The sequence below is a fragment of the Corynebacterium sp. CCUG 71335 genome, from assembly GCF_024454075.1.
GTDB lineage: Bacteria > Actinomycetota > Actinomycetes > Mycobacteriales > Mycobacteriaceae > Corynebacterium > Corynebacterium genitalium.
Window position 1 is genome coordinate 20,743 of sequence record NZ_JAGPYY010000008.1, and the last position, 20,079, is coordinate 40,821.

General features: G+C 64.1%; 21 protein-coding genes. 16 read left to right on the plus strand and 5 right to left on the minus strand.

Going from position 1 to position 20,079, the window contains the following annotated elements; all coding sequences use genetic code 11:
- Positions 1-9: 9 nt before the first annotated feature.
- Positions 10-861: a dienelactone hydrolase family protein gene (locus KBX19_RS07070; RefSeq protein ID WP_005286573.1), complete on the minus strand. Its 852-nt coding sequence runs from the start codon at positions 859-861 to the stop codon at positions 10-12.
- 87 nt (positions 862-948) lie between these two features.
- Here KBX19_RS07070 and glmS point away from each other — a divergent pair, with 87 nt between their 5' ends.
- The 11 genes from glmS (at position 949) to groL (ending at position 10,709) form a co-directional block, all read left to right on the plus strand.
- Complete coding sequence (glmS, locus tag KBX19_RS07075; RefSeq protein ID WP_255998154.1) at positions 949-2,811, plus strand: glutamine--fructose-6-phosphate transaminase (isomerizing); 1,863 nt, start codon at positions 949-951, stop codon at positions 2,809-2,811.
- Positions 2,812-2,820: 9 nt separating this feature from the next.
- Complete coding sequence (locus tag KBX19_RS07080; RefSeq protein WP_255998060.1) at positions 2,821-3,480, plus strand: hypothetical protein; 660 nt, start codon at positions 2,821-2,823, stop codon at positions 3,478-3,480.
- A gap of 175 nt (positions 3,481-3,655) precedes the next feature.
- The gene (gene alr, locus KBX19_RS07085) at positions 3,656-4,783 is read left to right on the plus strand and encodes an alanine racemase (protein ID WP_255998061.1); all 1,128 of its coding nucleotides are present in this window, start codon (positions 3,656-3,658) and stop codon (positions 4,781-4,783) included.
- A complete protein-coding gene (gene tsaE / locus KBX19_RS07090; protein WP_255998063.1) occupies positions 4,767-5,246 on the plus strand; it encodes a tRNA (adenosine(37)-N6)-threonylcarbamoyltransferase complex ATPase subunit type 1 TsaE in 480 nt (159 codons plus the stop codon). The genes alr and tsaE overlap by 17 nt, the downstream gene beginning before the upstream one ends.
- Positions 5,247-5,256: 10 nt before the next feature.
- A complete protein-coding gene (locus tag KBX19_RS07095; protein ID WP_255998064.1) occupies positions 5,257-5,793 on the plus strand; it encodes a hypothetical protein in 537 nt (178 codons plus the stop codon).
- Positions 5,794-6,480 (plus strand): tRNA (adenosine(37)-N6)-threonylcarbamoyltransferase complex dimerization subunit type 1 TsaB, encoded by a 687-nt coding sequence (gene tsaB / locus KBX19_RS07100; protein WP_255998066.1) that lies wholly within the window; start codon positions 5,794-5,796, stop codon positions 6,478-6,480. It abuts the gene before it with no gap.
- Entirely contained in the window at positions 6,481-6,966 is a 486-nt protein-coding gene (gene rimI, locus KBX19_RS07105; RefSeq protein ID WP_005286553.1) for a ribosomal protein S18-alanine N-acetyltransferase, read from the plus strand.
- Positions 6,963-8,015: a tRNA (adenosine(37)-N6)-threonylcarbamoyltransferase complex transferase subunit TsaD gene (tsaD, locus tag KBX19_RS07110; protein ID WP_255998068.1), complete on the plus strand. Its 1,053-nt coding sequence runs from the start codon at positions 6,963-6,965 to the stop codon at positions 8,013-8,015. The genes rimI and tsaD overlap by 4 nt, the downstream gene beginning before the upstream one ends.
- Before the next feature lie 105 nt (positions 8,016-8,120).
- Entirely contained in the window at positions 8,121-8,570 is a 450-nt protein-coding gene (locus KBX19_RS07115) for a hypothetical protein (RefSeq protein ID WP_005286548.1), read from the plus strand.
- Positions 8,571-8,779: 209 nt separating this feature from the next.
- On the plus strand, positions 8,780-9,082 hold the full coding sequence (gene groES, locus KBX19_RS07120) for a co-chaperone GroES (protein ID WP_040423912.1): 303 nt from the start codon (positions 8,780-8,782) through the stop codon (positions 9,080-9,082).
- 19 nt (positions 9,083-9,101) lie between these two features.
- Positions 9,102-10,709 carry a chaperonin GroEL gene (gene groL, locus KBX19_RS07125; RefSeq protein WP_005286542.1) on the plus strand — a complete coding sequence of 536 codons (1,608 nt, stop codon included), beginning with the start codon at positions 9,102-9,104 and terminating at the stop codon, positions 10,707-10,709.
- A 77-nt stretch (positions 10,710-10,786) separates the two neighbouring features.
- Here groL and KBX19_RS07130 read toward each other — a convergent pair whose 3' ends face one another.
- Positions 10,787-11,101, minus strand: a complete 315-nt coding sequence (locus tag KBX19_RS07130; protein ID WP_040423419.1) for a WhiB family transcriptional regulator — start codon at positions 11,099-11,101, stop codon at positions 10,787-10,789.
- 264 nt (positions 11,102-11,365) lie between these two features.
- Between KBX19_RS07130 and KBX19_RS07135 the strand changes: the two genes are divergently transcribed.
- Together KBX19_RS07135 and KBX19_RS07140 are read left to right on the plus strand one after the other, a co-directional pair.
- Positions 11,366-11,959 (plus strand): sigma-70 family RNA polymerase sigma factor, encoded by a 594-nt coding sequence (locus tag KBX19_RS07135; protein WP_255998156.1) that lies wholly within the window; start codon positions 11,366-11,368, stop codon positions 11,957-11,959.
- 2 nt (positions 11,960-11,961) lie between these two features.
- Positions 11,962-12,900 (plus strand): hypothetical protein, encoded by a 939-nt coding sequence (locus KBX19_RS07140; protein WP_255998070.1) that lies wholly within the window; start codon positions 11,962-11,964, stop codon positions 12,898-12,900.
- A gap of 22 nt (positions 12,901-12,922) precedes the next feature.
- Here the strand turns inward: KBX19_RS07140 and KBX19_RS07145 are convergent, their stop codons facing one another.
- Positions 12,923-13,294 carry a DUF5319 domain-containing protein gene (locus tag KBX19_RS07145; RefSeq protein ID WP_040423417.1) on the minus strand — a complete coding sequence of 124 codons (372 nt, stop codon included), beginning with the start codon at positions 13,292-13,294 and terminating at the stop codon, positions 12,923-12,925.
- A 114-nt stretch (positions 13,295-13,408) separates the two neighbouring features.
- On the opposite strand from KBX19_RS07145, the gene guaB reads away from it, so the two are divergent.
- Both guaB and KBX19_RS07155 read left to right on the plus strand, forming a co-directional pair.
- Complete coding sequence (gene guaB / locus KBX19_RS07150) at positions 13,409-14,941, plus strand: IMP dehydrogenase (protein ID WP_255998071.1); 1,533 nt, start codon at positions 13,409-13,411, stop codon at positions 14,939-14,941.
- Positions 14,942-14,944: 3 nt separating this feature from the next.
- Positions 14,945-16,159, plus strand: coding sequence for a GuaB3 family IMP dehydrogenase-related protein (locus KBX19_RS07155; protein WP_255998073.1), 1,215 nt, complete (start codon positions 14,945-14,947; stop codon positions 16,157-16,159).
- Here the strand turns inward: KBX19_RS07155 and KBX19_RS07160 are convergent.
- Complete coding sequence (locus tag KBX19_RS07160) at positions 16,143-16,544, minus strand: DMT family transporter (protein ID WP_255998074.1); 402 nt, start codon at positions 16,542-16,544, stop codon at positions 16,143-16,145. The two genes, KBX19_RS07155 and KBX19_RS07160, sit on opposite strands and share 17 nt — an antisense overlap.
- A 718-nt stretch (positions 16,545-17,262) precedes the next feature.
- Between KBX19_RS07160 and guaA the strand changes: the two genes are divergently transcribed.
- Complete coding sequence (guaA, locus tag KBX19_RS07165; protein ID WP_255998076.1) at positions 17,263-18,873, plus strand: glutamine-hydrolyzing GMP synthase; 1,611 nt, start codon at positions 17,263-17,265, stop codon at positions 18,871-18,873.
- Between the two features lie 26 nt (positions 18,874-18,899).
- Here the strand turns inward: guaA and KBX19_RS07170 are convergent, their stop codons facing one another.
- Positions 18,900-20,015, minus strand: a complete 1,116-nt coding sequence (locus tag KBX19_RS07170; protein WP_255998078.1) for a PspC domain-containing protein — start codon at positions 20,013-20,015, stop codon at positions 18,900-18,902.
- Positions 20,016-20,079 lie beyond the last annotated feature (64 nt).

Consider the following 20,079-nt stretch of genomic DNA (forward strand, 5'->3'; position numbering starts at 1 on the left):
ACGCTGGAGTTAGAAGATGCTCTTCGTGTCCGAGCGTGCGAAGCCGGCGTGATCGGCGAGGTCCTTGCCCACGATGGATTCCACACCCTTGCCGGCGGCATCCATCTCGGAGAAGTCTGCGTACTTCTTCTCGTCAGCGAGCTGGTGCAGGAAGAACCCGGTTAACAGGCCGCGGATGGTCTCTTGGACGCTGGTCTTGGACTTGCCCACGCCCAGCAGCATCTTGCGGAAGTTGTCCTCGGTGAGTGCTTGCTGGTTGCCCTTCTTCACCGTGCGGTAGGCGACGGGGCCAGCCCAGTTGTAGGCCAGCTTGGCGGGGTTGCCCGGATCGAAGATCGCGTCCGAGTCCTCATCGGGGCCGATGATCATGCCCGGCTTGAACATGGTGCGGGACGCCTCAACGGCGGAAGGGGCGACGGATGCCGGGTAGACAGGTGCAACTGCCTTGACCTTGTCGTTGTCCACGCTGGCGAGGACGGCGCAGCCGCCGCCCATGCCGTGGCCGGCCACACCGAGCTTGCCCGGGGAAATGGTGACGTTGCCGTTGCCCATGCGCACCCCACCCAGGATCTGCAGGCAGGTCTCCAGGTCGGCGGCGTAACCGGCGTGGTTCGGGTTGAAACCGCGCTCCGTGTCCGGCACGGCGACGGCGATGCCCCAGCTAGCCAGGTGGCGCAGCGTCTTCTCGTAGTTGGCGGCGCTCGTCATCCAGTCGTGGCCGAATGCCACGCCGGGGATGGCGGTGCCTTCGGCAGGCAGGTAGACCTTGCCGGGCAGGCCGGTGTATCCAAGGTCGCCCTCCATGACGCGGTAGGGGCCTCGCTTGGACAGTTCGCTGAGCTTCTTCAAGTTCGCAGACACGCCCCCAAGACTACTGCATACGCCGGGCGGAGGGTGCAGCTGACGTTGGTTAGTAGTGATGGGTCAGACATGGCTATCCTTAAGCGCATGTGTGGAATCGTGGGATACGTAGGAGACCAGCAGGCACTCGGCATCGCGCTCGACGCCCTGAGGCGCATGGAGTACCGCGGGTATGACTCCGCCGGTATCGCTGTAGTGGGTCAAGGCAGCTTGGACGTCGCAAAGCGTGCGGGCAAACTGCAGAACCTCGAGGACAGAATCGAAGAAATTGGCGCAGGGAACCTGGCTGGCACCACGGCGATCGGGCACACCCGCTGGGCTACGCACGGCCGCCCGACGGATGAGAACGCCCACCCCCACATGTCGTTCGACGGCAAGGCTGCCATCGTCCACAACGGCATCATCGAGAACTTCGCGTCTCTGCGCGAGGAGCTGGAGCGCTCCGGGATTGAGATGCAGTCCGAAACCGACTCGGAGGTCGCTGCCCACCTGCTCGCTCTCGCCTATAACGAGGGGGAGACGGCGGGGGACTTCAAGGAGTCGTCGCTAAGCGTGCTGCGCAAGCTCGAGGGCGCGTTCACCATTCTCTTTGTGCACGCTGACCACCCGGACCAGATCATTGCCGCGCGCCGCTCGACCCCGCTCATGGTCGGTGTGGGCGAGGGCGAGATGTTCCTCGGCAGCGACGTCGCCGCGTTCATCGAGTACACGAAGAACGCCGTGGAGCTCGAATCGGATTCCGTCGTGGTGATCACGAAGGACGACTACGAGGTGCTGCATTTCGACGGCACTCCGGCCCAGTCCAAACCCTTCACCATTGACTGGGACTTGGAAGCTGCGGAAAAGGGCGGGTTCGATTCCTTCATGATGAAGGAGATCTACGAGCAACCGGCAGCTGTGCGCGACACCCTGGCCGGCCACTGGGACGGCGAGCGCGTCATCCTCGATGAGAACAGCATCTCTGAGCGTGAACTGAAGTCCTTCAACCAGGTCTTCGTGATCGCCTGCGGTTCCGCCTACCACTCCGGACTGGCTGCGAAGTACGCCATCGAGCACTGGGTGCGCATTCCGGTGCAGATCGAGGTGGCATCCGAGTTCCGCTACCGCGACCCGGTGCTGGATGAGCGCACTTTGGTGCTGGCTATCTCCCAATCCGGCGAGACCGCCGACACCCTCGAGGCTGTCCGCCACGCCAAGACGCAGGGCGCGAAAGTGCTGGCAGTGTGCAACACCAACGGCTCCCAGATCCCGCGCGAGTCCGACGCTGTGCTCTACACCCACGCCGGCCCGGAGATCGGTGTGGCGTCGACGAAGGCGTTTTTGGCGCAGGTCGCTGCGAACTACATCGTCGGCCTCGCGCTCGCCCAGGCGAAGGGCACGAAGTACCCGGATGAGATCCGAGATATCTGGGCGGAACTCGAAGCCATCCCGGAGAAGATCGAAGCTGCGCTGGGCAACCACGACACGTGCAAGCACATCGCGGAGACCCTCGGTGCTGTGAAGACCATGCTCTTCCTCGGCCGTGGCGTCGGTTTCCCGATCGCGCTCGAGGGCGCGCTCAAGCTCAAGGAGCTGGCGTACATCCACGCGGAAGGCTTTGCCGCCGGCGAGCTCAAGCACGGCCCGATCGCGCTGATCGAAGACGACCTGCCCGTCGTGGTCATCGTCCCGAGCCCGCGCGGCGTGTCCCAGCTGCACTCCAAGATCGTCTCCAACATCCAGGAGATCCGCGCCCGCGGCGCCAAGACGATCGTCATCGCGGAAGAAGGCGACACCGCCGTCGAACCGTACGCGAACTGGCTCATGCGCATCCCGCAGTCCCCGACGATCATGCAGCCGCTGCTGGCCACTGTTCCGCTGCAGTTTCTCGCGGCGTTCATTGCTCGCGAGTGCGGCAACGAGGACATTGACAAGCCGCGCAACCTGGCCAAGTCGGTCACTGTCGAGTAGCGCTTACAGATGCTTTCGGCCCTCGGGTTCGCCTTCGTCGACTCGATCAACCTCCTGCTCATCGGGGTGATCGTGGCGGTGGGCATCATCGTGCCGCGCGGCAGCAGCCAGTACGCGCGCACGGTGAGTCTGCTCATCGCCGGGGACTGGCTGGGTGTGGCGTCGCTCGCCTTCATCATGCTGGTGCTTTTCGACGGGCTCGGCTCGGTCGTCCACCGCTTCGTCGAAGGACCGATCTTCGGGATTCTGCTCATTGCCACCGGCCTGGTCACAGGACTGTTGGCGCTGCGCGGTGGGGACAACTCCGCCCTGGTGTCGCGCATTCTGGAACCGCTGCGCACCCCCTCGCCGACGACTGTTGTGGTCGGTTTCATCCTCGGGTTGATCCAGTCGGCCACGTCCGTGCCGTTCTACGGCGGATTGGCCGTGCTGTCGACGGCGGGGGTTGAGCTGGCGACCCGGTACACCTTCCTCATTCTCTACGCCACCGTTGCGTTGAGCCTGCCCACCGTGTGCGCTCTGCTCGTGGGGTGGGTGCGACGGGCCCCGCTCAGCCCCGCTGGCCGCGCCTTCGACTGGGCTCGCGACAACTCCGAGAAGGTCTCTCTTGGCGCCACCTGGTTCGTGGCGGCGCTGCTGGTCCTGCTCGGTGTGATCCACTTCGTGTAGCCCGTGCGGGTGCGTGTGCGTACGCGGCGGGCCCTAAGCCTGCTCGCGGCGCCTAGAAGACTGCTGGCGCTTATTAGCCGCATCGCATACTTCTGACCAGCAGGTTCAGTTGAGCAGTATTCTGAAAAAGCCCGAGCAGTATTCCGGCAAGCGGACCTTTGGCACAATATTCCCCATGAGTCCCGCCACCCTCCGCATCGACCTGAACGCGATCGCGCACAACACCGCCCTGCTCAAACGGGGTGCCGGTGCCGCGAAACTGATGTGCGTGGTCAAGGCGAATGCTTACAACCACGGGGTGGAGCGCGTCGTTCCGGTCATGGACAAGGCTGGAGCGGACGCGTTCGGGGTGGCCACCCTCGCCGAAGCCTCCCAGGTCAAACGTCTCACCGACAAGCCGGTCCTCGCATGGATGTGGGCCCCCGGCGAGCCCATTCCTGCAGGCATCGAGGTCGGTGTCCCCACGCTGACGCACCTGCGCACGCTTATCGACGTTTCCCCCCACACCCCCGTCCACCTCATGCTCGACACAGGCATGAACCGCTCCGGAATTGACGAGGAGGACTGGGCCGATGCGTTCGCGATAGCCACGAACGCTGGCCTCACTGTCAGGGGCGTGATGTCCCACCTTGCCTGCGCTGATGAACCGGGCAACCCGTTCAACACGGAGCAGTACGAGTCCTTTCAGCGTGGCATTGCCCTGGCCCGCAGCATGGGGCTGGACGTGCCGTGCAACCACCTGGCGAACTCTCCCGGCACGCTGTCCCGCAAGGAGCTGGCCTTCGAGCAGGTCCGGGCAGGAGTGGCGCTGTACGGGCTTGACCCCGTCGCGCCGGAAACAGGGCCGGAAGCAGCGCCCGGAACCGCGCCGAACACCGACTTCGACCGCGCCCAGCTGCGCCCGGCGATGACGTGGTCGGCGGAGATCGTCGCCGTGAAACGCATCGGAAAGGGTGAGGGTGCGAGCTACGGGCTGACGTGGACTGCGCCGGAGGACGGGTACACGGCGGTCGTGCCTGTTGGGTATGCCGACGGGCTTCCGCGCGCCTGGCAGGACGCGGTCGAGGTGACGGTGAACGGTGCGCGTTATCCACAGGTCGGACGGATATGCATGGACCAGTTCATCGTTTGGCTCGGTGACAACGCAGCCAATGTGCAACCAGGAGACGCAGCCGTCATTTTCGGCGAGGGCGGCATGACTGCGGCTGAGCTGGCGGACCGCGCCGGGACGATCCACTACGAGGTGGTGTGCTCCCCGTGCGGGCGAGTTGAGAGACAATACAGCCATGAAACCTCCCTTTGATCAGCCCGGGCGCACGGAATGCGCCACCGCCGAGGACACCCGCGCGTTCGGTAAGCAGCTCGGTGCGAGCCTGGAAGCAGGGGATATGGTCATCCTCGACGGCCCACTCGGGGCGGGCAAGACCACGCTGACGCAGGGAATTGCTCAGGGGATGGGGGTGAAAGGCCGGGTGACCAGCCCGACCTTCATCATCGCCAGAGAGCACAAGAACAACGGGGACGGCCCAGCGCTCGTGCACGTGGACGCCTACCGTCTGCTCGACAGCGTCGGTGGAACTGGCACGGCAGACCCGCTGGGAGAGCTCGACGCGCTCGACCTCGATTCGGAGTTGGAAGACGCGGTCGTGGTGACGGAATGGGGTGGTGGGCTGGTGGAACAGTTGACCTCCCGCTACCTGGTGGTCACCCTCAACCGCGACGCTCTCGACGAGGGGCGGGTTATCTCGTGGGCGCCAGCGGGGTAGGGTTGGACGCATGCAAAAGCTCTCAGCAAGCCAGAAGGGCTGGACGGGAATCGTCATCGCGCTGTGGATCATCGCGTTGGTGGCCATGATGTTCCTCATGCCTAAGTCCTCGTCGTCGAAGAACGCTGCCGGGGAACCAACGCCCGTGTCGGAGGCGGATGCATCCGGTTCGCTTGTTTCTACGTTGGAGGAGATGGAGCCGTCGACAAGCGATGCGGTTGCAGCCGAGGTGATTGACCTGCGCTATGTCTACGGTGAGGACATCACGGCGTTCATTCCGCTGTGCAAGGAAGAGCCGCAGGAGCTTATCGACGCAAAGTTGAAGGCCGCTGAGAGCGTCAAGGACAAGATCGATCTCGAGTCCGGCAACAGCTACGTCCTGCTCACCTCGGATGTGGAGAAGGGCTTCGAGGCCGTGGACACCATCCCGAACGACGTGATGGACCTGTGCAACGGCAACTACTTCAACCAGTACGTCAGCACCGAGAACGGGTTCCCGGTGCACTGGGACGGCGACAAGTGGCGCTTCGGGCCGCGCGTGCAGTAGATGAACGTTCTGGCGATCGACACTGCGACGACGGATCTTGTCGCCGGGATCGTCGACACGGATACCGGCGGTGACGCCCGCGTTCTCGCGGAGGCGGTGACGGAAACCCGCGCACACAACGAGCTGCTGGTGCCCACCGTCATGGAGCTGCTGTCGCAAGCAGGGCTCGAGTTCAGTGATCTTGACGCTGTGGTTGTCGGCTGTGGCCCTGGCCCATTCACGGGCCTGCGCGTGGGCATGTCCACGGCTGCTGCTTTTGGGCAGGCGCTGGGCATTCCGGTGCATGGTGTGTGCACCCACGATGCGGTCGCGGCGCTTGCGCAGCAGGAGCACTGGGAGGGCAGCAGCCTGATCGTCACCGATGCCCGCCGCCGCGAGGTGTACTGGGCCCGCTACGAAGCCGCGCGGCGCATGGCGGGGCCAGATGTCGTTGCACCCGCCGCGCTGGACGTGGCCCGTGCAGACGTGATCAGTTGCCCGGAAAGTTTGCGCGGACAGTTGCCCGCCGAGCTTATCGACGTCGCCCGCCACATCACCTACATCCCCCCGCATCCCGCGGGCCTTGTCGCAGCGGCTGACTTGGCCGCAACTCCCGAACCGCTGGCGCCGCTGTATCTGCGTCGTCCGGACGCGAAGGAACCGGCTCCGAAGCCGAAGTCGCCGGCGATCCCGGACGTGGACGTGTAGATGTTCCTGCGTGAGTTGAAGAAGGCCGACGCGTCTGCCGTCGCCGCAATCGAGGCCGACCTGTTCGCTGACGAGAGTCCGTGGTCGCGCGATGTTTTCCTGGTACAGTTCGCGCACCCGCACACGTTCTACGTCGGAGTGTTCGCAGGGGCTGAGCATGCGGAGGCGGAGCTGGTCGGCTACGCGGGCCTGGCTAAGCTCGGCCCCCGCAACGATCCCGAGTTCGAAGTGCACACCATTGCCGTGGCCCGCGAACACCAGGGCGAGGGGATCGGGCGGGTGCTCATGGAGGAGCTCGTGCACGTTGCGGATGCGTACGACGGGCAGATGTTTCTCGAGGTTCGCGTGGACAACACCGCGGCGATTAGGCTTTATGAGCAATTCGGTTTCACCGAGATCGGCCTGCGCAAGGGTTATTACCAGCCATCTGGCGCGGACGCGTACACCATGATGCGGCACAGTCTGAGCGAAAGGAGTGGAGCATGATCATTCTCGGCATCGAGTCCTCCTGCGATGAAACAGGCGTCGGCATTATCCGTCTCTCACCGGACGGCTCGATGGCGGTGCTTGCCGACGTTGTCGCGTCGTCGATGGCCGAGCACGCTCGCTTCGGCGGTGTCGTCCCGGAGATTGCTTCGCGTGCCCACCTGGAGGCTATGCCGCAGGTGATGGAGGAGGCGCTGGGGCAAGCGGGCGTCGATAAGCCAGATGCTGTCGCCGCGACTGTCGGCCCAGGGCTCGCCGGCGCTTTGCTCGTGGGGGCCTCTGCCGCGAAGGCGTACGCCGCAGCGTGGGGTGTGCCGTTTTACGGGGTCAACCACCTCGGCGGGCACGTCGCCGTGGCCAACTTGGATGGGGCTGAGGAACTTCCGCACTCCATCGCGTTGCTTGTGTCCGGCGGGCACACGCAGATTCTTGAGGTGGATGCCGTGGGCAAGCCGATGCGCGAATTGGGCAGCACGCTTGACGACGCTGCTGGCGAGGCCTACGACAAAGTCGCCCGGCTTTTGGGACTCGGGTATCCGGGCGGGCCGGTGATCGACAAGCTGGCGACGCAGGGAAATCCGGACGCGATCCGGTTCCCGCGCGGGCTGTCGCGTGCCGAGGATCTGCGCGGCGAGCACCGCTACGACTTCTCCTTCTCCGGATTGAAAACCGCCGTTGCGCGGTACGTCGAGGCGGCGGAGCGGGACGGCGCCGTCATCTCCATCGAGGACGTGTGCGCCTCGTTCCAGGAGGCTGTCGTCGACGTGCTCACCGCGAAAGCAATGATGGCCTGCGAGGACACCGGTGCGCGCACGCTGCTGCTTGGCGGGGGAGTCGCGGCGAACTCCCGCCTGCGGGCAGTAGCTGAGCAACGCTGTGCGGCTGCAGGAGTTGAACTGCGCGTGCCGCGATTCAAGCTCTGCACGGACAACGGAGTCATGATCGCGGCGTTGGCCGCACAGCTGATTCACGAGGGTGCAGAACCGTCGCCGCTGTCGACGGCCACAGACACTGCCCTCGAGGTGGAAACGCCACTGGTCACCGGCTAGGTGGTGCCAGCGATGCGCTTGCCGAGCGCACGTGGGCATTTAGAGCTAACGTGAAGATGATTCACGCAGAAACACCACCCATAAACTGTGAAAGGACCTCTAGCTATGAGCTCTCGTAAGGACCACGAGCGTTTCGGTTTCCTGGTGTACCCGGACCTGACCTACCACCGCATTGTCTTCGGCACCGGTAGCGCCGAGCAGTTCCTCGGCCCGACCGTGCAGGAGCAGGTCGAGGTCGCATTCGTCCAGCAGGACAACGAGTTCCAGGCGATCTACTCCCCGGAGGCCCGTGAGCAATGCGCAGCCCCGAACCCGGTCGCGTCGATGGCCCGCAACCAGGCAGCCACCGACAACCCGAACTTCCTCACCGACCCGGTGCACGCTATCTCCGGTCCGGTGATCTTCACCGGCCGCGGCGGCAAGAGCATTGACGACGAGATTGTCACCCAGATCAAGCAAGCCATCCGTGCTGTGCGCAACTTCATCAACGACAACGGTGAAGAGTACGAGCTGTGGCGCAACGCCGTGCTCAACATGGGCTCCCCGCAGGAGTAGACCTGCTGTAGAGCTTCGGGCCTTAACCTTCGGGCCGGGTAGACGTGGAGTTCGCTGCAGGCGGACACTGCGGACCCGGCCCTTGTTGTTACCTAGCACTCGCGAGGGTAGAGTGCTAACCAGGTTTTGGGCACAGTTTGTTCACCCGCGACGACGGCTGCGCACCGACCGAAGAAGAAACCAAGTCTGAAACGAAAGGTTTTCAAACCGTGGCAAACGTCAACATCAAGCCCCTGGAGGACAAGATCCTCGTCCAGATCGTCGAGGCTGAAACCACCACCGCCTCCGGCCTGGTCATCCCGGACTCCGCTCAGGAGAAGCCGCAGGAAGCGACCGTCATCGCCGTCGGCCCGGGCCGCTGGGACGACGAGGGTGAGCACCGTATTCCGGTGGACGTCAAGGAAGGCGACACCGTGATCTTCTCCAAGTACGGCGGCACCGAGCTGAAGTACGACGGCGAGGAGTACCTCCTGCTGTCTGCTCGTGACCTGCTGGCCGTCGTCGAAAAGTAAAAGGCGGGATTAATCCCCAATGGCAAAACTGATTGCATTTGATCAGGAGGCCCGCGAGGGCATCCAGCGCGGCGTGGACACGCTGGCTGACTCCGTGCGCGTCACGCTCGGCCCCCGCGGCCGCAACGTCGTGCTGGACAAGGCTTTCGGCGGCCCCGTCGTGACCAATGACGGCGTGACCATCGCCCGCGAGGTCGACCTCGAGGACCCCTTCGAGAACCTCGGTGCGCAGCTGGTCAAGTCCGTCGCTGTGAAAACCAACGACATCGCCGGTGACGGCACCACTACCGCGACACTGCTCGCTCAGGCCCTGGTCAACGAAGGTCTGCGCAACGTCGCTGCCGGCGCCAACCCGATTGAGTTGAACAAGGGCATCTCCGCAGCCACCGAGAAGGTTGTCGAGGAGCTCAAGGCCCGCGCCACCGATGTCTCCTCCAGCGAGGAAATCGCGAACGTGGCCACCGTCTCCTCCCGCGACCCAGAGGTCGGCGAGATGGTCTCCGGCGCCATGGACAAGGTGGGTAAGGACGGTGTTCTCACCGTTGAGGAGTCCCAGTCCATCGACTCCTACGTGGACGTTACCGAAGGAATCTCCTTTGAGAAGGGCTTCCTGTCCCCGTACTTCATGACCGACCCGGAGGCCGGTCAGGCTGTCCTGGAGAACCCGCTGGTTCTGCTGGTGCGCAACAAGATCTCCTCCCTGCCGGAGTTCCTTCCGGTGCTGGAAAAGGTCGTGGCCACCTCCCGTCCGCTGCTCATTATCGCCGAGGACGTTGAGGGTGAGCCGCTGCAGACCCTCGTGGTCAACTCCATCCGCGGCGCCCTCAAGGTCGTCGCCGTGAAGTCCCCGTACTTCGGTGAGCGCCGCGCCGCATTCATGGACGACCTCGCTGTGGTCACCGAGGCCACCGTGGTCGATCCGGAGCTGGGCATCAACCTCAAGGACATCGAGCTCGACGTCCTGGGCAGCGCTCGCCGCGTCACCGTGGACAAGGATGACACCGTCATCGTCGACGGCGCAGGTTCCGCCGAGGCAGTGGAGAACCGCCGCGGCCAGATCCGCCGCGAGATCGAGAACACCGACTCCACCTGGGACAAGGAAAAGGCCGAGGAGCGCTTGGCCAAGCTCTCCGGCGGCATCGCCGTCATTCGCGTCGGCGCGCCGACCGAGACCGAGGTCAACGAGCGCAAGTTGCGCGTCGAGGACGCTATCAACGCTGCCCGCGCCGCCGCACAGGAAGGCATCATCGCCGGCGGTGGTTCCGCACTGGTGCAGATCGCGAACGAGCTGCAGAAGTATGCGGAAGAGTTCGACGGCGAGCAGAAGGTCGGCGTCCAGGCTGTCGCCCGCGCACTGACCAAGCCCGCTTTCTGGATCGCCGAGAACGCCGGTCTGGACGGATCCGTGGTCGTGTCCAAGATCGCTGAGCTGCCCAACGGTGAAGGCTTCAACGCCGCCACCCTCGAGTACGGCAACCTCATCGAGCAGGGCATCATCGACCCCGTCAAGGTCACCCACTCCGCAGTGGTCAACGCTGCGTCTGTGGCACGCATGGTGCTCACGACCGAGGCATCGGTCGTGGATAAGCCTGCCGAAGAAGACGAGCACGCAGGGCACCAGCACTAGAGCTGCACGCCCGCGCGTGATTGCGCAGCAAACGCCCCATCGGAACACGGTGGGGCGTTTTGCTGTGCCGGACGCGCCTAGCGTGCGGCGACGGCGACCTTCTTGCCGCCGCGGCTGCGGTTGCCGCGCAAAGTGGCGTGACGCTCAGACTCGCTCATACCGCCCCAAATGCCGTACGGCTCAGCGACAGCGAGAGCGTGGGCGCGGCACTGCTCGAGCACCGGGCAGCCCAAGCAAATAGCTTTCGCCCGGTTCTCGCGCTGGGTGCGGGCACGGCCGCGCTCCCCGTCCGGGTGGTAGAAGACATCGGACGCCTCTCCGCGGCAAGCGCCGTGGAGCTGCCAATCCCAAAAATCAGCGTTGGGGCCGGGCAGTTGCGAAGGCATGGACATCGTAGGCATTCTTTGCGGTCTCCTGAGGTAGCGATCCGTTCGTGCTTTGCTTGATGGGGAGCCAAGCACCGACAAGGGAGTGTTCACCGTGCGGGTAAACAACGGGTTTCTGTCAGGTGTCGCCCAGTTTGAACACAGAGAGTTCGGCATTCTGGCGCGTCGATAAGCAGCGAAAATGTGCCAAGGTTAAAGCTCGGTGAATTATTCTTAGTTTTCCAGTTGGGGGTATCGGGGAGTATGCGTACGATGGACGGGTCCCTGGCAATGAGCGAGCAAAGGAGAGGCGTGTCAGGAGTAGACACCGACAGCCGGCTGGCTCATCTTGTGCCGCGAGCACAAGAGGGGGACCGTCGAGCGTTAGAAGACATCATTCGAGTCGTGCACCCCATGGTGCTGCGGTACTGCCGTGCGCGCATCAACGGCGGCCGCACACCCACGGCGGAAGACGTCGCTCAAGAGGTGTGCCTCGCTGTGGCAACGTCTGTGGACAAGTACAAGGACACGGGCAAGCCGTTCATGGCTTTCGTTTACGGCATCGCGTTCAACAAAGTCACTGACGCTCATCGGGCCCTTTCGCGCGACAAAACAAACCCCACAGATGAGGTTCCCGACCAGGAGTTTTCCGGTCTCACGCCCGAGGATGCGGCGATGCAGATGGAAGGTAGTAACGCTGCGCGTGAATTGCTCGATCAACTAAGTGAGAAGGCGCGTGAGATTATCGTTTTGCGCGTGTTTGTCGGTCTTTCCGCCGAAGAGACAGCGGAAATCACCGGCAGTACAGCCGGTGCAGTCCGCGTCGCCCAACACCGAGCCTTGGCCACCCTGCGCAAGGCTCTCGAGAAGAAGCAAGGAGGGTAGCCGTGAAACCTCAAGATGCACACCGCAGCGATGAATTCCTGACAGCGCTGTCCCACGGTATTGACCCGTCCGACGGCCAAGACCAGCTGGCTACTCTCTTCTTGGAGCTGCGCGACGACGTTGAAGCGCCGATGCCGGAGGCTCCGACGTTGGAGGCCCCAGCGACGGAGGAGCTGATGCCGGTGGCCCCGATGCCGGAGGACCCGACGGTAGGGGAGCCTCTGGCGGGGGAACCGTTCTTGGACGAGTCGCTCTCGGACGAGCCGCTTGACGACGACTTGCTTGATGACGACGTGGATGCGGCCGTCGCCCCGGTACCGCTCGACGTTGAGCGCAAGAAGCGCCGCAGTTACCGCACCAGCCCATGGATGGCAGGTTTGGTCGGTGCAGCCGCCGCCACGGTCATGGTGGCCGGCACCGGTGCTGCGCTGTACAACGCCACCCCGGATTCACCGCTGTGGGGCCCGTCCCAGAAGCTGTTCGGTGGAAATACCGATTATGTGGAGCTGGCCAGCACGCTCGATGAGATCGACTCGAAGGCTGAAGAAGGCGACATCGAAGGTGCCCGCAGCTTGATCGAGCAACTGCGCTCGAGTTTGAAGGCGGAGCGCAGTGACCGCGGCGATCGCGGCAACTCGCAGCGCGGTACCACCTCGACCCCGCGTCCGGACAAGGAAACGGTCACGGTCACCACTGAGCGGAAGAAAGACGACGCAGAACGTCCGGCTTCCCAGCCGCCTGCACCAGATACCGTCACGGTGACAGTCGTGGTCACCGAGCCAGCAGCGCCTGCGAACCCGGGCACTCAGCCGGCACCATCCAACGCTGCAACGCAAGCCCCGGCGCCGGCACCTGCGCCAGCTCCGTCTTCGGCCCCATCCGGGCCAGCACCGTCAGCGGCCCCGTCGAGCCCGTCCGCATCCTCCGACCAGGCAGGCTAACTAGCTGCGGTCTCGTGCTGCGTTAGCGCGCGTCGAGTCCGTCCAGGTAGCCCAGGGCGTAATCCCACGGCACATAAGCACGCTCGTTCGGTTCCGCGCTCGGCTCGTGGACCGGTGGCAGCTCGTTGTTGAGGTTGGCGATCATGTTGTTGATCATGATGTCCCAGTCATAGAAATGCACTTCATCGCAGTCTTCGCACATGAAGTAGATGCCTAGGATTCCGCGGGGGCCCAAGACTTCCTTGAACTCGCGGGTCTGGGCGAGGTCGCGGATGACGGCCTGGCGCTCCTCGGGCGTCAGTGGCTCCACGACCTCGTCGTCTTCGATGAAGGATGCCGGATCGTTGGGATCGTCGGCGAAGGGGTCGCGCGGCATCATGGAGTCAAAGTTCACGCCTTTCACCCTATTGCGGATCGGGGCGGAAGGACAATCGCGGGGTGTGGGCGCAAGGCACTATGCTATCTGCGTAAGTGCTTGAAGCGGTTGTAAGAAAGGGAGCGATAGGGCATGTCCAGCGAAGCCAATCAGCGAGTACACACCGGTGGGGACGACCCGAACAAGATCGCCCTGCGCGGCCTGACGTTCGACGACGTGCTGCTGCTCCCGGCAGAGTCCCACATCGTTCCCGGTGAAGTGGACACCTCCGCCCAGTTCAGCCGCAACATCCGCCTGGGCATCCCGGTTGCTTCCGCCGCAATGGACACCGTCACCGAGTCCCGCATGGCTATCGCCATGGCCCGCCAGGGCGGCATCGGCGTGCTGCACCGCAACCTGTCCGCCGAAGATCAAGCAGAGCACGTCGATGTGGTGAAGCGTTCGGAATCCGGCATGGTCACCGACCCGGTCACTGCGTCGCCGGACATGACCATCGCTGACGTGGATGCGCTGTGCGCCCGCTTCCGAATCTCCGGCCTGCCGGTCGTCGACGGCGACGGAGTGCTCGTCGGCATCATCACCAACCGCGACATGCGTTTCGAGCCGGACTTCTCCCGCCCGGTTGCCCAGGTCATGACTCCGATGCCGCTCGTCGTCGCCGAAGACGGCGTGAGCAAGGAAGAGGCGCTGAAGCTGCTGAGCGCGAATAAGGTGGAGAAGCTGCCGATCGTCGATAAGCAGGGCAAACTCACGGGCCTGATCACCGTGAAAGACTTTGTGAAGACCGAGCAGTTCCCGAACGCGTCCAAGGACTCCGAGGGGCGTTTGCTGGTCGCTGCGGGCATCGGCACAGGCGAGGACTCCTACTCCCGCGCGGGGCTGCTTGTCGACGCTGGCGTGGACGCCCTCATCGTCGACTCCGCCCACGCCCACAACAACCGGGTTTTGGAAATGGTGGCGCGCGTGAAGAAGGACTTCGGCGACCGCGTCGATGTCGTCGGCGGCAACCTAGCCACCCGCGAAGCCGCCGCCGCAATGATCGAAGCCGGTGCGGACGCCATCAAGGTCGGCATCGGCCCGGGCTCCATTTGCACCACGCGTGTTGTCGCCGGTGTGGGCGCCCCGCAAATTACTTCCATCCTGGAAGCGTCCGTTCCTGCCCACCAGGCTGGCGTGCCCATCATCGCCGACGGCGGTATGCAGCACTCCGGTGACGTGGCCAAGGCGCTCGCGGCTGGTGCATCGACCGTCATGCTCGGCTCGATGCTCGCCGGCACGAAGGAAGCCCCAGGCGAGATCGTCGTTGTGGGTGGCAAGCAGTACAAGCGCTACCGCGGCATGGGTTCCATGGGTGCTATGCAGGGCCGCGGCCTGACAGGGGAGAAGCGTTCCTTCTCCAAGGACCGCTACTTCCAGGCTGACGTCACCAGCGAAGACAAGCTCGTGCCAGAAGGAATTGAAGGCCGCGTGCCCTACCGCGGCGAGCTGGACTCCATTACCCACCAGATCATCGGTGGTCTGCGCGCTGCCATGGGCTACACCGGCTCCGCCTCCATCGAGGAACTGCAGACCAAGCGCTTTGTGCAGATCACCGCCGCTGGCCTGCGCGAGTCCCACCCGCACGACATCACGCAGACTGTCGAAGCTCCGAACTACAAGGGTTAATGCATGCGCGACTACGTTGAAATTGGCATCGGCCGCGAAGCCCGCCGCGCCTACAACCTGCGGGATATCGGGATCGTGCCTGCGCGCCGCACTCGTTCCTCGAAGGACGTGGACCTGAGCTGGCATATCGACGCCTACACCTTCGAGATCCCTTTCACCTCCCATCCGACCGACGCTCTGGCCAGCCCTGAGTTCGTCATCGAGATGGGCAAGCAGGGTGGGCTAGGCGTGATCAACGCAGAAGGTCTGTGGGGCCGCCACGCCGATCTCGACGAAGCGATTGTGAAAGTGATCGCCGCCAAGCTCAATGCGGACGACACTGGCAAGCGTTCGACCTCTGCCGAGGACAGTGCTGTGAAGACCCTCCAGGAGCTCCACGCGGCGCCGCTGGATCACGACCTCTTATCGGAGCGCATCGCCCAGGTCCGCGACTCCGGCGTTACCGTTGCGGTTCGTGTCAGCCCCCAGAACGCCCGCGAGCTAGCTCCCGTCGTGGTCAAGGCCGGCGCTGAAATCCTATTCATCCAGGGCGAGATCATCTCCGCCGAACACGTCCAGGAAGGCGGCGAGCCGCTCAACCTGAAGGAATTCATCGGCTCACTCGACGTTCCCGTCATCGCCGGCGGCGTGGCCGACTACACCACCGCGCTGCACCTGATGCGCTCTGGCGCAGCAGGCATCATCGTCGGGCAGGGGACAACGACGTCGGGTTCCGCATTGGGCATCGGTACCCACATGGCCACCCAGATCGCCGACGCGGCCGCCGCCCGCCGCGAGTACCTCGACGAGACGGAAGGCCGGTACGTCCACATCATCGCTGACGGAGGAATCCGCACCAGTGGAGATATTGCTCGGGCCGTAGCCTGCGGCGCCGATGCAGTCATGCTGGGCACCGCCCTCGCCTCTGCATCAGAGGCCGCAGCGTACGGTTACTACTGGCAGGCGCAAGCTGCGCACCCGCGGTTCCCACGCGGCATCATCAAGAACACCAGCAGCTCATTCAGTTTCGGTTGGGGCCTCGACGACGCCGATGCCACCCAGGACGTGCTGAACAATCTCCGAGAGAATAGCCCGAGCCTGAAGACCATCCTCCACGGCCCAAGCACCAGCACATGGGGCGGCCACAACCTCGCCGGGGGGCTCCGCCGCGTCATGGCCAAATGCGGCTACACCGACACCAAGAGCTTCCAGAAAGTCGACATCACTGTTTCCGGTTAGCGCGCCTGCTTCGGCGCGCTCCCGCGGTCTGGATCACCGACGCGCTGACCACCAGCACGATTGCCACCGTCTTGAGTCCCGTAATGGTCTCTTCGAGCAGGAGCCAGCCGAAGAATGCGGCGAAGACGGGTTCAAGGGAGAGCAGGATGGCGAAGGTGTTGGGGGTGAGGCGTCGTAACGCGATGAGCTCGAGCGAGTAGGGGATGAGCGACGCGAGAATGCCCGTGCCCACTGCGAGGGCGAGGAGATTACTGTCGCTGAGGATAGTCAGCGAGCCCTGCCAGCCCAGCGGCATGAGCACAAGGCCACCGACCGTCAGCGCGACCGCGAGCCCGCCCTGGCCGGGGACAAGGCCGCCCGCACGTTTCGATGCCAAAATGTACATCGCCCAGAAAAAACCTGCGGCCAACACAAACGCGACGCCGACAGGATCCAGGGGGGTGGCCGTTGTACGAGTTGATGCCCAGCAGGATCATGTCCGCGAGCGCGAGGACGACGCAGACGATGTCGCGCGCGGTGCGCGACAGCACCGCCGCAAGCGTGAGCGAGCCCAAGAACTCGATGGTCACAGCTGTGCCGAGCGGGATGCGTTCGATGCGGGTGTAGAAGCAGCCGTTCATGAAACCCATGGATAGACCGAAGGTGATGATCGCCCACCACTGTTTGCGCGTCCACGTCCAGAACTTCGGGCGGGTGACCAGCACCAAGATCACCGCCGCGATGATCAGACGCAGCGACGCCGTCGCCCAACTTCCCGCGTGCGGGAACAACTGCACTGCCAGCGCTGCGCCGAGCTGGAGCGCAATGCACGAACCGAAAATGCAGGCCATGCCCATAGCGGTGCCGGTGGGCGCGGGGGTGCTAGCGGTTGAGGTGGGGGCCGACATGGCGACGATCTTGTCCGAGGTGTCGCGCTCCGTACAATCTCAATATCGCCTTCTGGCGCGTTCAGGGAATTCTGACCTGCGGAAACGTCTTGGGTTAGGTGCGAAAGGCGATACTAAAAATCTATCTCGGGTCACAAGAAGCGAGATTGGGTATCGCACGAGCTGTGCACGGGCACATCAGAATGCCCCTGCGGGCCATGCGATAGGATTTGGAACGTGACCAACCCCGCGCAAGACCCTGCAGAGACCCCGACCGCTAACGCGCATCCGCGCCCGGTTCTCGTTGTCGACTTCGGCGCTCAGTATGCCCAGCTCATCGCCCGTCGCGTGCGTGAAGCGCGCGTCTATTCCGAGGTTGTCCCGCACACCATTTCGGCGGCGGAGTTGAAAGAAAAGGATCCGGTCGCCCTTGTGCTGTCTGGCGGCCCGTCCTCCGTCTACGAGGACGGCGCGCCGCAGCTCGATCCGGAGATTTTCGAGCTGGGCCTGCCGACCTTTGGCATTTGCTACGGGTTCCAGGTGATGACGCAGGCGCTCGGCGGCACCGTGGCCAAGACCGGCTCGCGCGAGTACGGCCGCACGAACATGGACGTACGTGGCGGGGTCCTTCACTCTGGCCTGAATGAGCAGCACCCAGTCTGGATGAGCCACGGTGATTCCGTGACTAAGGCTCCGGACGGTTTCGATGTCACCGCTGCGACTGAGGGCGCGCCTGTTGCGGCCTTTGAGAACGCGGATCTGTGCATGGCCGGCGTTCAGTACCACCCGGAGGTCATGCACTCGCCGCACGGCCAGCAGGTGCTCACCCGCTTCCTCACCGAGATCGCCGGTCTTGAGCAAACGTGGACGGCATCCAACATCGCCGACCAGCTGATCGACGCCATTTCTGAGCAGATCGGCCCCGACGGCCACGCCATCTGCGGCCTGTCCGGTGGCGTGGACTCCGCGGTCGCCGCAGCATTGGTGCAGCGCGCCATCGGTGACCGACTGACCTGCGTTTTCGTCGACCACGGTCTGCTGCGTCAGGGTGAGCGTGAGCAGGTGGAGACGGACTTCGTCGCTGCGACCGGCGCACGTCTGGTCACTGTGGACGAGCGCGAAGCTTTCCTGAGCAAGCTCGCCGGTGTGACCGACCCGGAGGCGAAGCGTAAGGCCATCGGTGCGGAATTCATCCGGTCCTTCGAGCGCGCCGTTTCCGGAGTCCTTGCAGGCTCCGGAAACGATGACCAGAAGGATGTCGGCTTCCTGGTGCAAGGCACCCTGTACCCGGACGTTGTCGAGTCCGGCGGCGGCACGGGTACTGCGAACATTAAGAGCCACCACAACGTCGGCGGCCTGCCTGATGACGTTGAGTTCGAGCTCGTCGAGCCCCTGCGCACCCTGTTCAAGGACGAGGTTCGTGCTGTCGGCCGCGAGCTGGGCTTGCCCGAATTGATTGTGAACCGCCAGCCCTTCCCGGGCCCGGGCCTGGGCATCCGCATCGTTGGTGAGGTCACTGCAGAGCGCCTGGAAACCCTGCGCGCTGCTGACGCCATTGCCCGCGAGGAGCTTACCCGCGCCGGTCTCGACGACCAGATCTGGCAGTGCCCGGTCGTCCTGCTTGCAGATGTCCGCTCCGTCGGTGTCCAGGGTGACGGCCGCACCTACGGCCACCCGATCGTGCTGCGCCCCGTCACCTCCGAAGACGCGATGACTGCGGACTGGGTTCGCGTCCCGTACGAGGTCCTGGAGCTCATTTCCACCCGCATTACCAACGAAGTCGAGGACGTCAACCGTGTGGTTGTGGACATCACGTCCAAACCGCCGGGAACAATTGAGTGGGAGTAAGAACCGGCCCGCTCGGCTTACCCGGCTTATTCAGGCCACGTGACCTGGATCCTGCCAACTCCTTCGTGGATGTTGAGCGTCAGCGTTTCCCCTTCGCCCTGTGTGCTTGACGGCGGGCATGCGGTTTCGCCGACGTTGATGGAGCAGTTCACCTCGTAGGGGATCTTCGCCTTCGGCATGGTCACGTTGACGGTGCCGACTTTGTGGTTGATGTCCAGCGCCGCAGGTTCTTTCAGCGGAGGCAGATCGGTTAGGTCGACGTTGAGTTCGCCGACGTAGCCGTCGATGGGGAAGATTGTCTCTTCGTCGCTGACGACGACTGTGGTTTGCCCGAAGCCGGACCAATCGCGATTTCGTAGATTGCTGCCGACGGCCATGGTGAGGAACACGCTCACGGTCAACAGCACCGCGACCGGAATCCAGATCCACAACGGCCGGTTCGGCTTCATGCGGGCCTGTTGCGGGGGTTCGTAACCCGGGTCCGGGAGGTGCCACAGCTGGGGTGCTGTGCCCAGCGGGTCCCACGACGGGGGAGTGGTGCGGCCGTGGGCCGGGTGGGGGTAGCCCTCCGGGGCAGTGAACCGGGCGGTGACAATCGGGTCCACGGGCTGTTGCTGCTCGGGTTGCGGCTCGGGCTGGGGCTGGGCGCCCGGCTCAGGCTGCGGGTGCCGGACGCGCGATGGCACGATGAGCCCGGCCGGCGGTTCGGGTTGGCGCTGGTGCAGCGCCCACCAGGCGAGGGCGGACAGGGCCAGCCCGCCGAGCGTGGAAGCGGTCGCGTCGGCCCAGGTCCACGCGCTGATCGTCGGGAAGAAAATGAACAGGAGGATCAGCAGGCCCCAGCCGGTGTCTCGTTCTTTGACCTCCACGGCGTCGAGCTGATGCTTGGGGGTTGAAATGGCTTGGGCGGGGGACGTCGATAAGCCGAAGCGCGGCATGAGGAAACCGCACAGGGTGTAGACGAACAGCCCCACTCCGAATACGAGGGACAGTGCGGCGAATGCAACGCGCACGAGGGTGGGGTCGATGTGGTAGCGGACGCCGATTCCTTCGCAGATACCAGCGATCATGGCGTCTCCGCCTTGTTTCTTCGGGATCCGCGGTGGGCGGGTGTCCCACATCAGTTTCAGTGTCTCGTTCATGGTTTCAGTATGCGAAGTACTGGGTGAAAGCGGTATCGGGATTCACCCTGAAATCCCAAGTTCA

What these genes read in the sequence shown, in the direction of transcription:
- glmS (WP_255998154.1), top strand. Translation starts at nt 949, where the DNA reads ATGTGTGGAATCGTGGGATACGTAGGAGACCAGCAGGCACTCGGCATC.
- KBX19_RS07080 (WP_255998060.1), top strand. Translation starts at nt 2,821, where the DNA reads ATGCTTTCGGCCCTCGGGTTCGCCTTCGTCGACTCGATCAACCTCCTG.
- alr (WP_255998061.1), top strand. Translation starts at nt 3,656, where the DNA reads ATGAGTCCCGCCACCCTCCGCATCGACCTGAACGCGATCGCGCACAAC.
- tsaE (WP_255998063.1), top strand. Translation starts at nt 4,767, where the DNA reads ATGAAACCTCCCTTTGATCAGCCCGGGCGCACGGAATGCGCCACCGCC.
- KBX19_RS07095 (WP_255998064.1), top strand. Translation starts at nt 5,257, where the DNA reads ATGCAAAAGCTCTCAGCAAGCCAGAAGGGCTGGACGGGAATCGTCATC.
- tsaB (WP_255998066.1), top strand. Translation starts at nt 5,794, where the DNA reads ATGAACGTTCTGGCGATCGACACTGCGACGACGGATCTTGTCGCCGGG.
- rimI (WP_005286553.1), top strand. Translation starts at nt 6,481, where the DNA reads ATGTTCCTGCGTGAGTTGAAGAAGGCCGACGCGTCTGCCGTCGCCGCA.
- tsaD (WP_255998068.1), top strand. Translation starts at nt 6,963, where the DNA reads ATGATCATTCTCGGCATCGAGTCCTCCTGCGATGAAACAGGCGTCGGC.
- KBX19_RS07115 (WP_005286548.1), top strand. Translation starts at nt 8,121, where the DNA reads ATGAGCTCTCGTAAGGACCACGAGCGTTTCGGTTTCCTGGTGTACCCG.
- groL (WP_005286542.1), top strand. Translation starts at nt 9,102, where the DNA reads ATGGCAAAACTGATTGCATTTGATCAGGAGGCCCGCGAGGGCATCCAG.
- KBX19_RS07130 (WP_040423419.1), bottom strand. Translation starts at nt 11,101, where the DNA reads ATGTCCATGCCTTCGCAACTGCCCGGCCCCAACGCTGATTTTTGGGAT.
- KBX19_RS07135 (WP_255998156.1), top strand. Translation starts at nt 11,366, where the DNA reads ATGAGCGAGCAAAGGAGAGGCGTGTCAGGAGTAGACACCGACAGCCGG.
- guaB (WP_255998071.1), top strand. Translation starts at nt 13,409, where the DNA reads ATGTCCAGCGAAGCCAATCAGCGAGTACACACCGGTGGGGACGACCCG.
- KBX19_RS07155 (WP_255998073.1), top strand. Translation starts at nt 14,945, where the DNA reads ATGCGCGACTACGTTGAAATTGGCATCGGCCGCGAAGCCCGCCGCGCC.
- KBX19_RS07160 (WP_255998074.1), bottom strand. Translation starts at nt 16,544, where the DNA reads ATGTACATTTTGGCATCGAAACGTGCGGGCGGCCTTGTCCCCGGCCAG.
- KBX19_RS07170 (WP_255998078.1), bottom strand. Translation starts at nt 20,015, where the DNA reads ATGAACGAGACACTGAAACTGATGTGGGACACCCGCCCACCGCGGATC.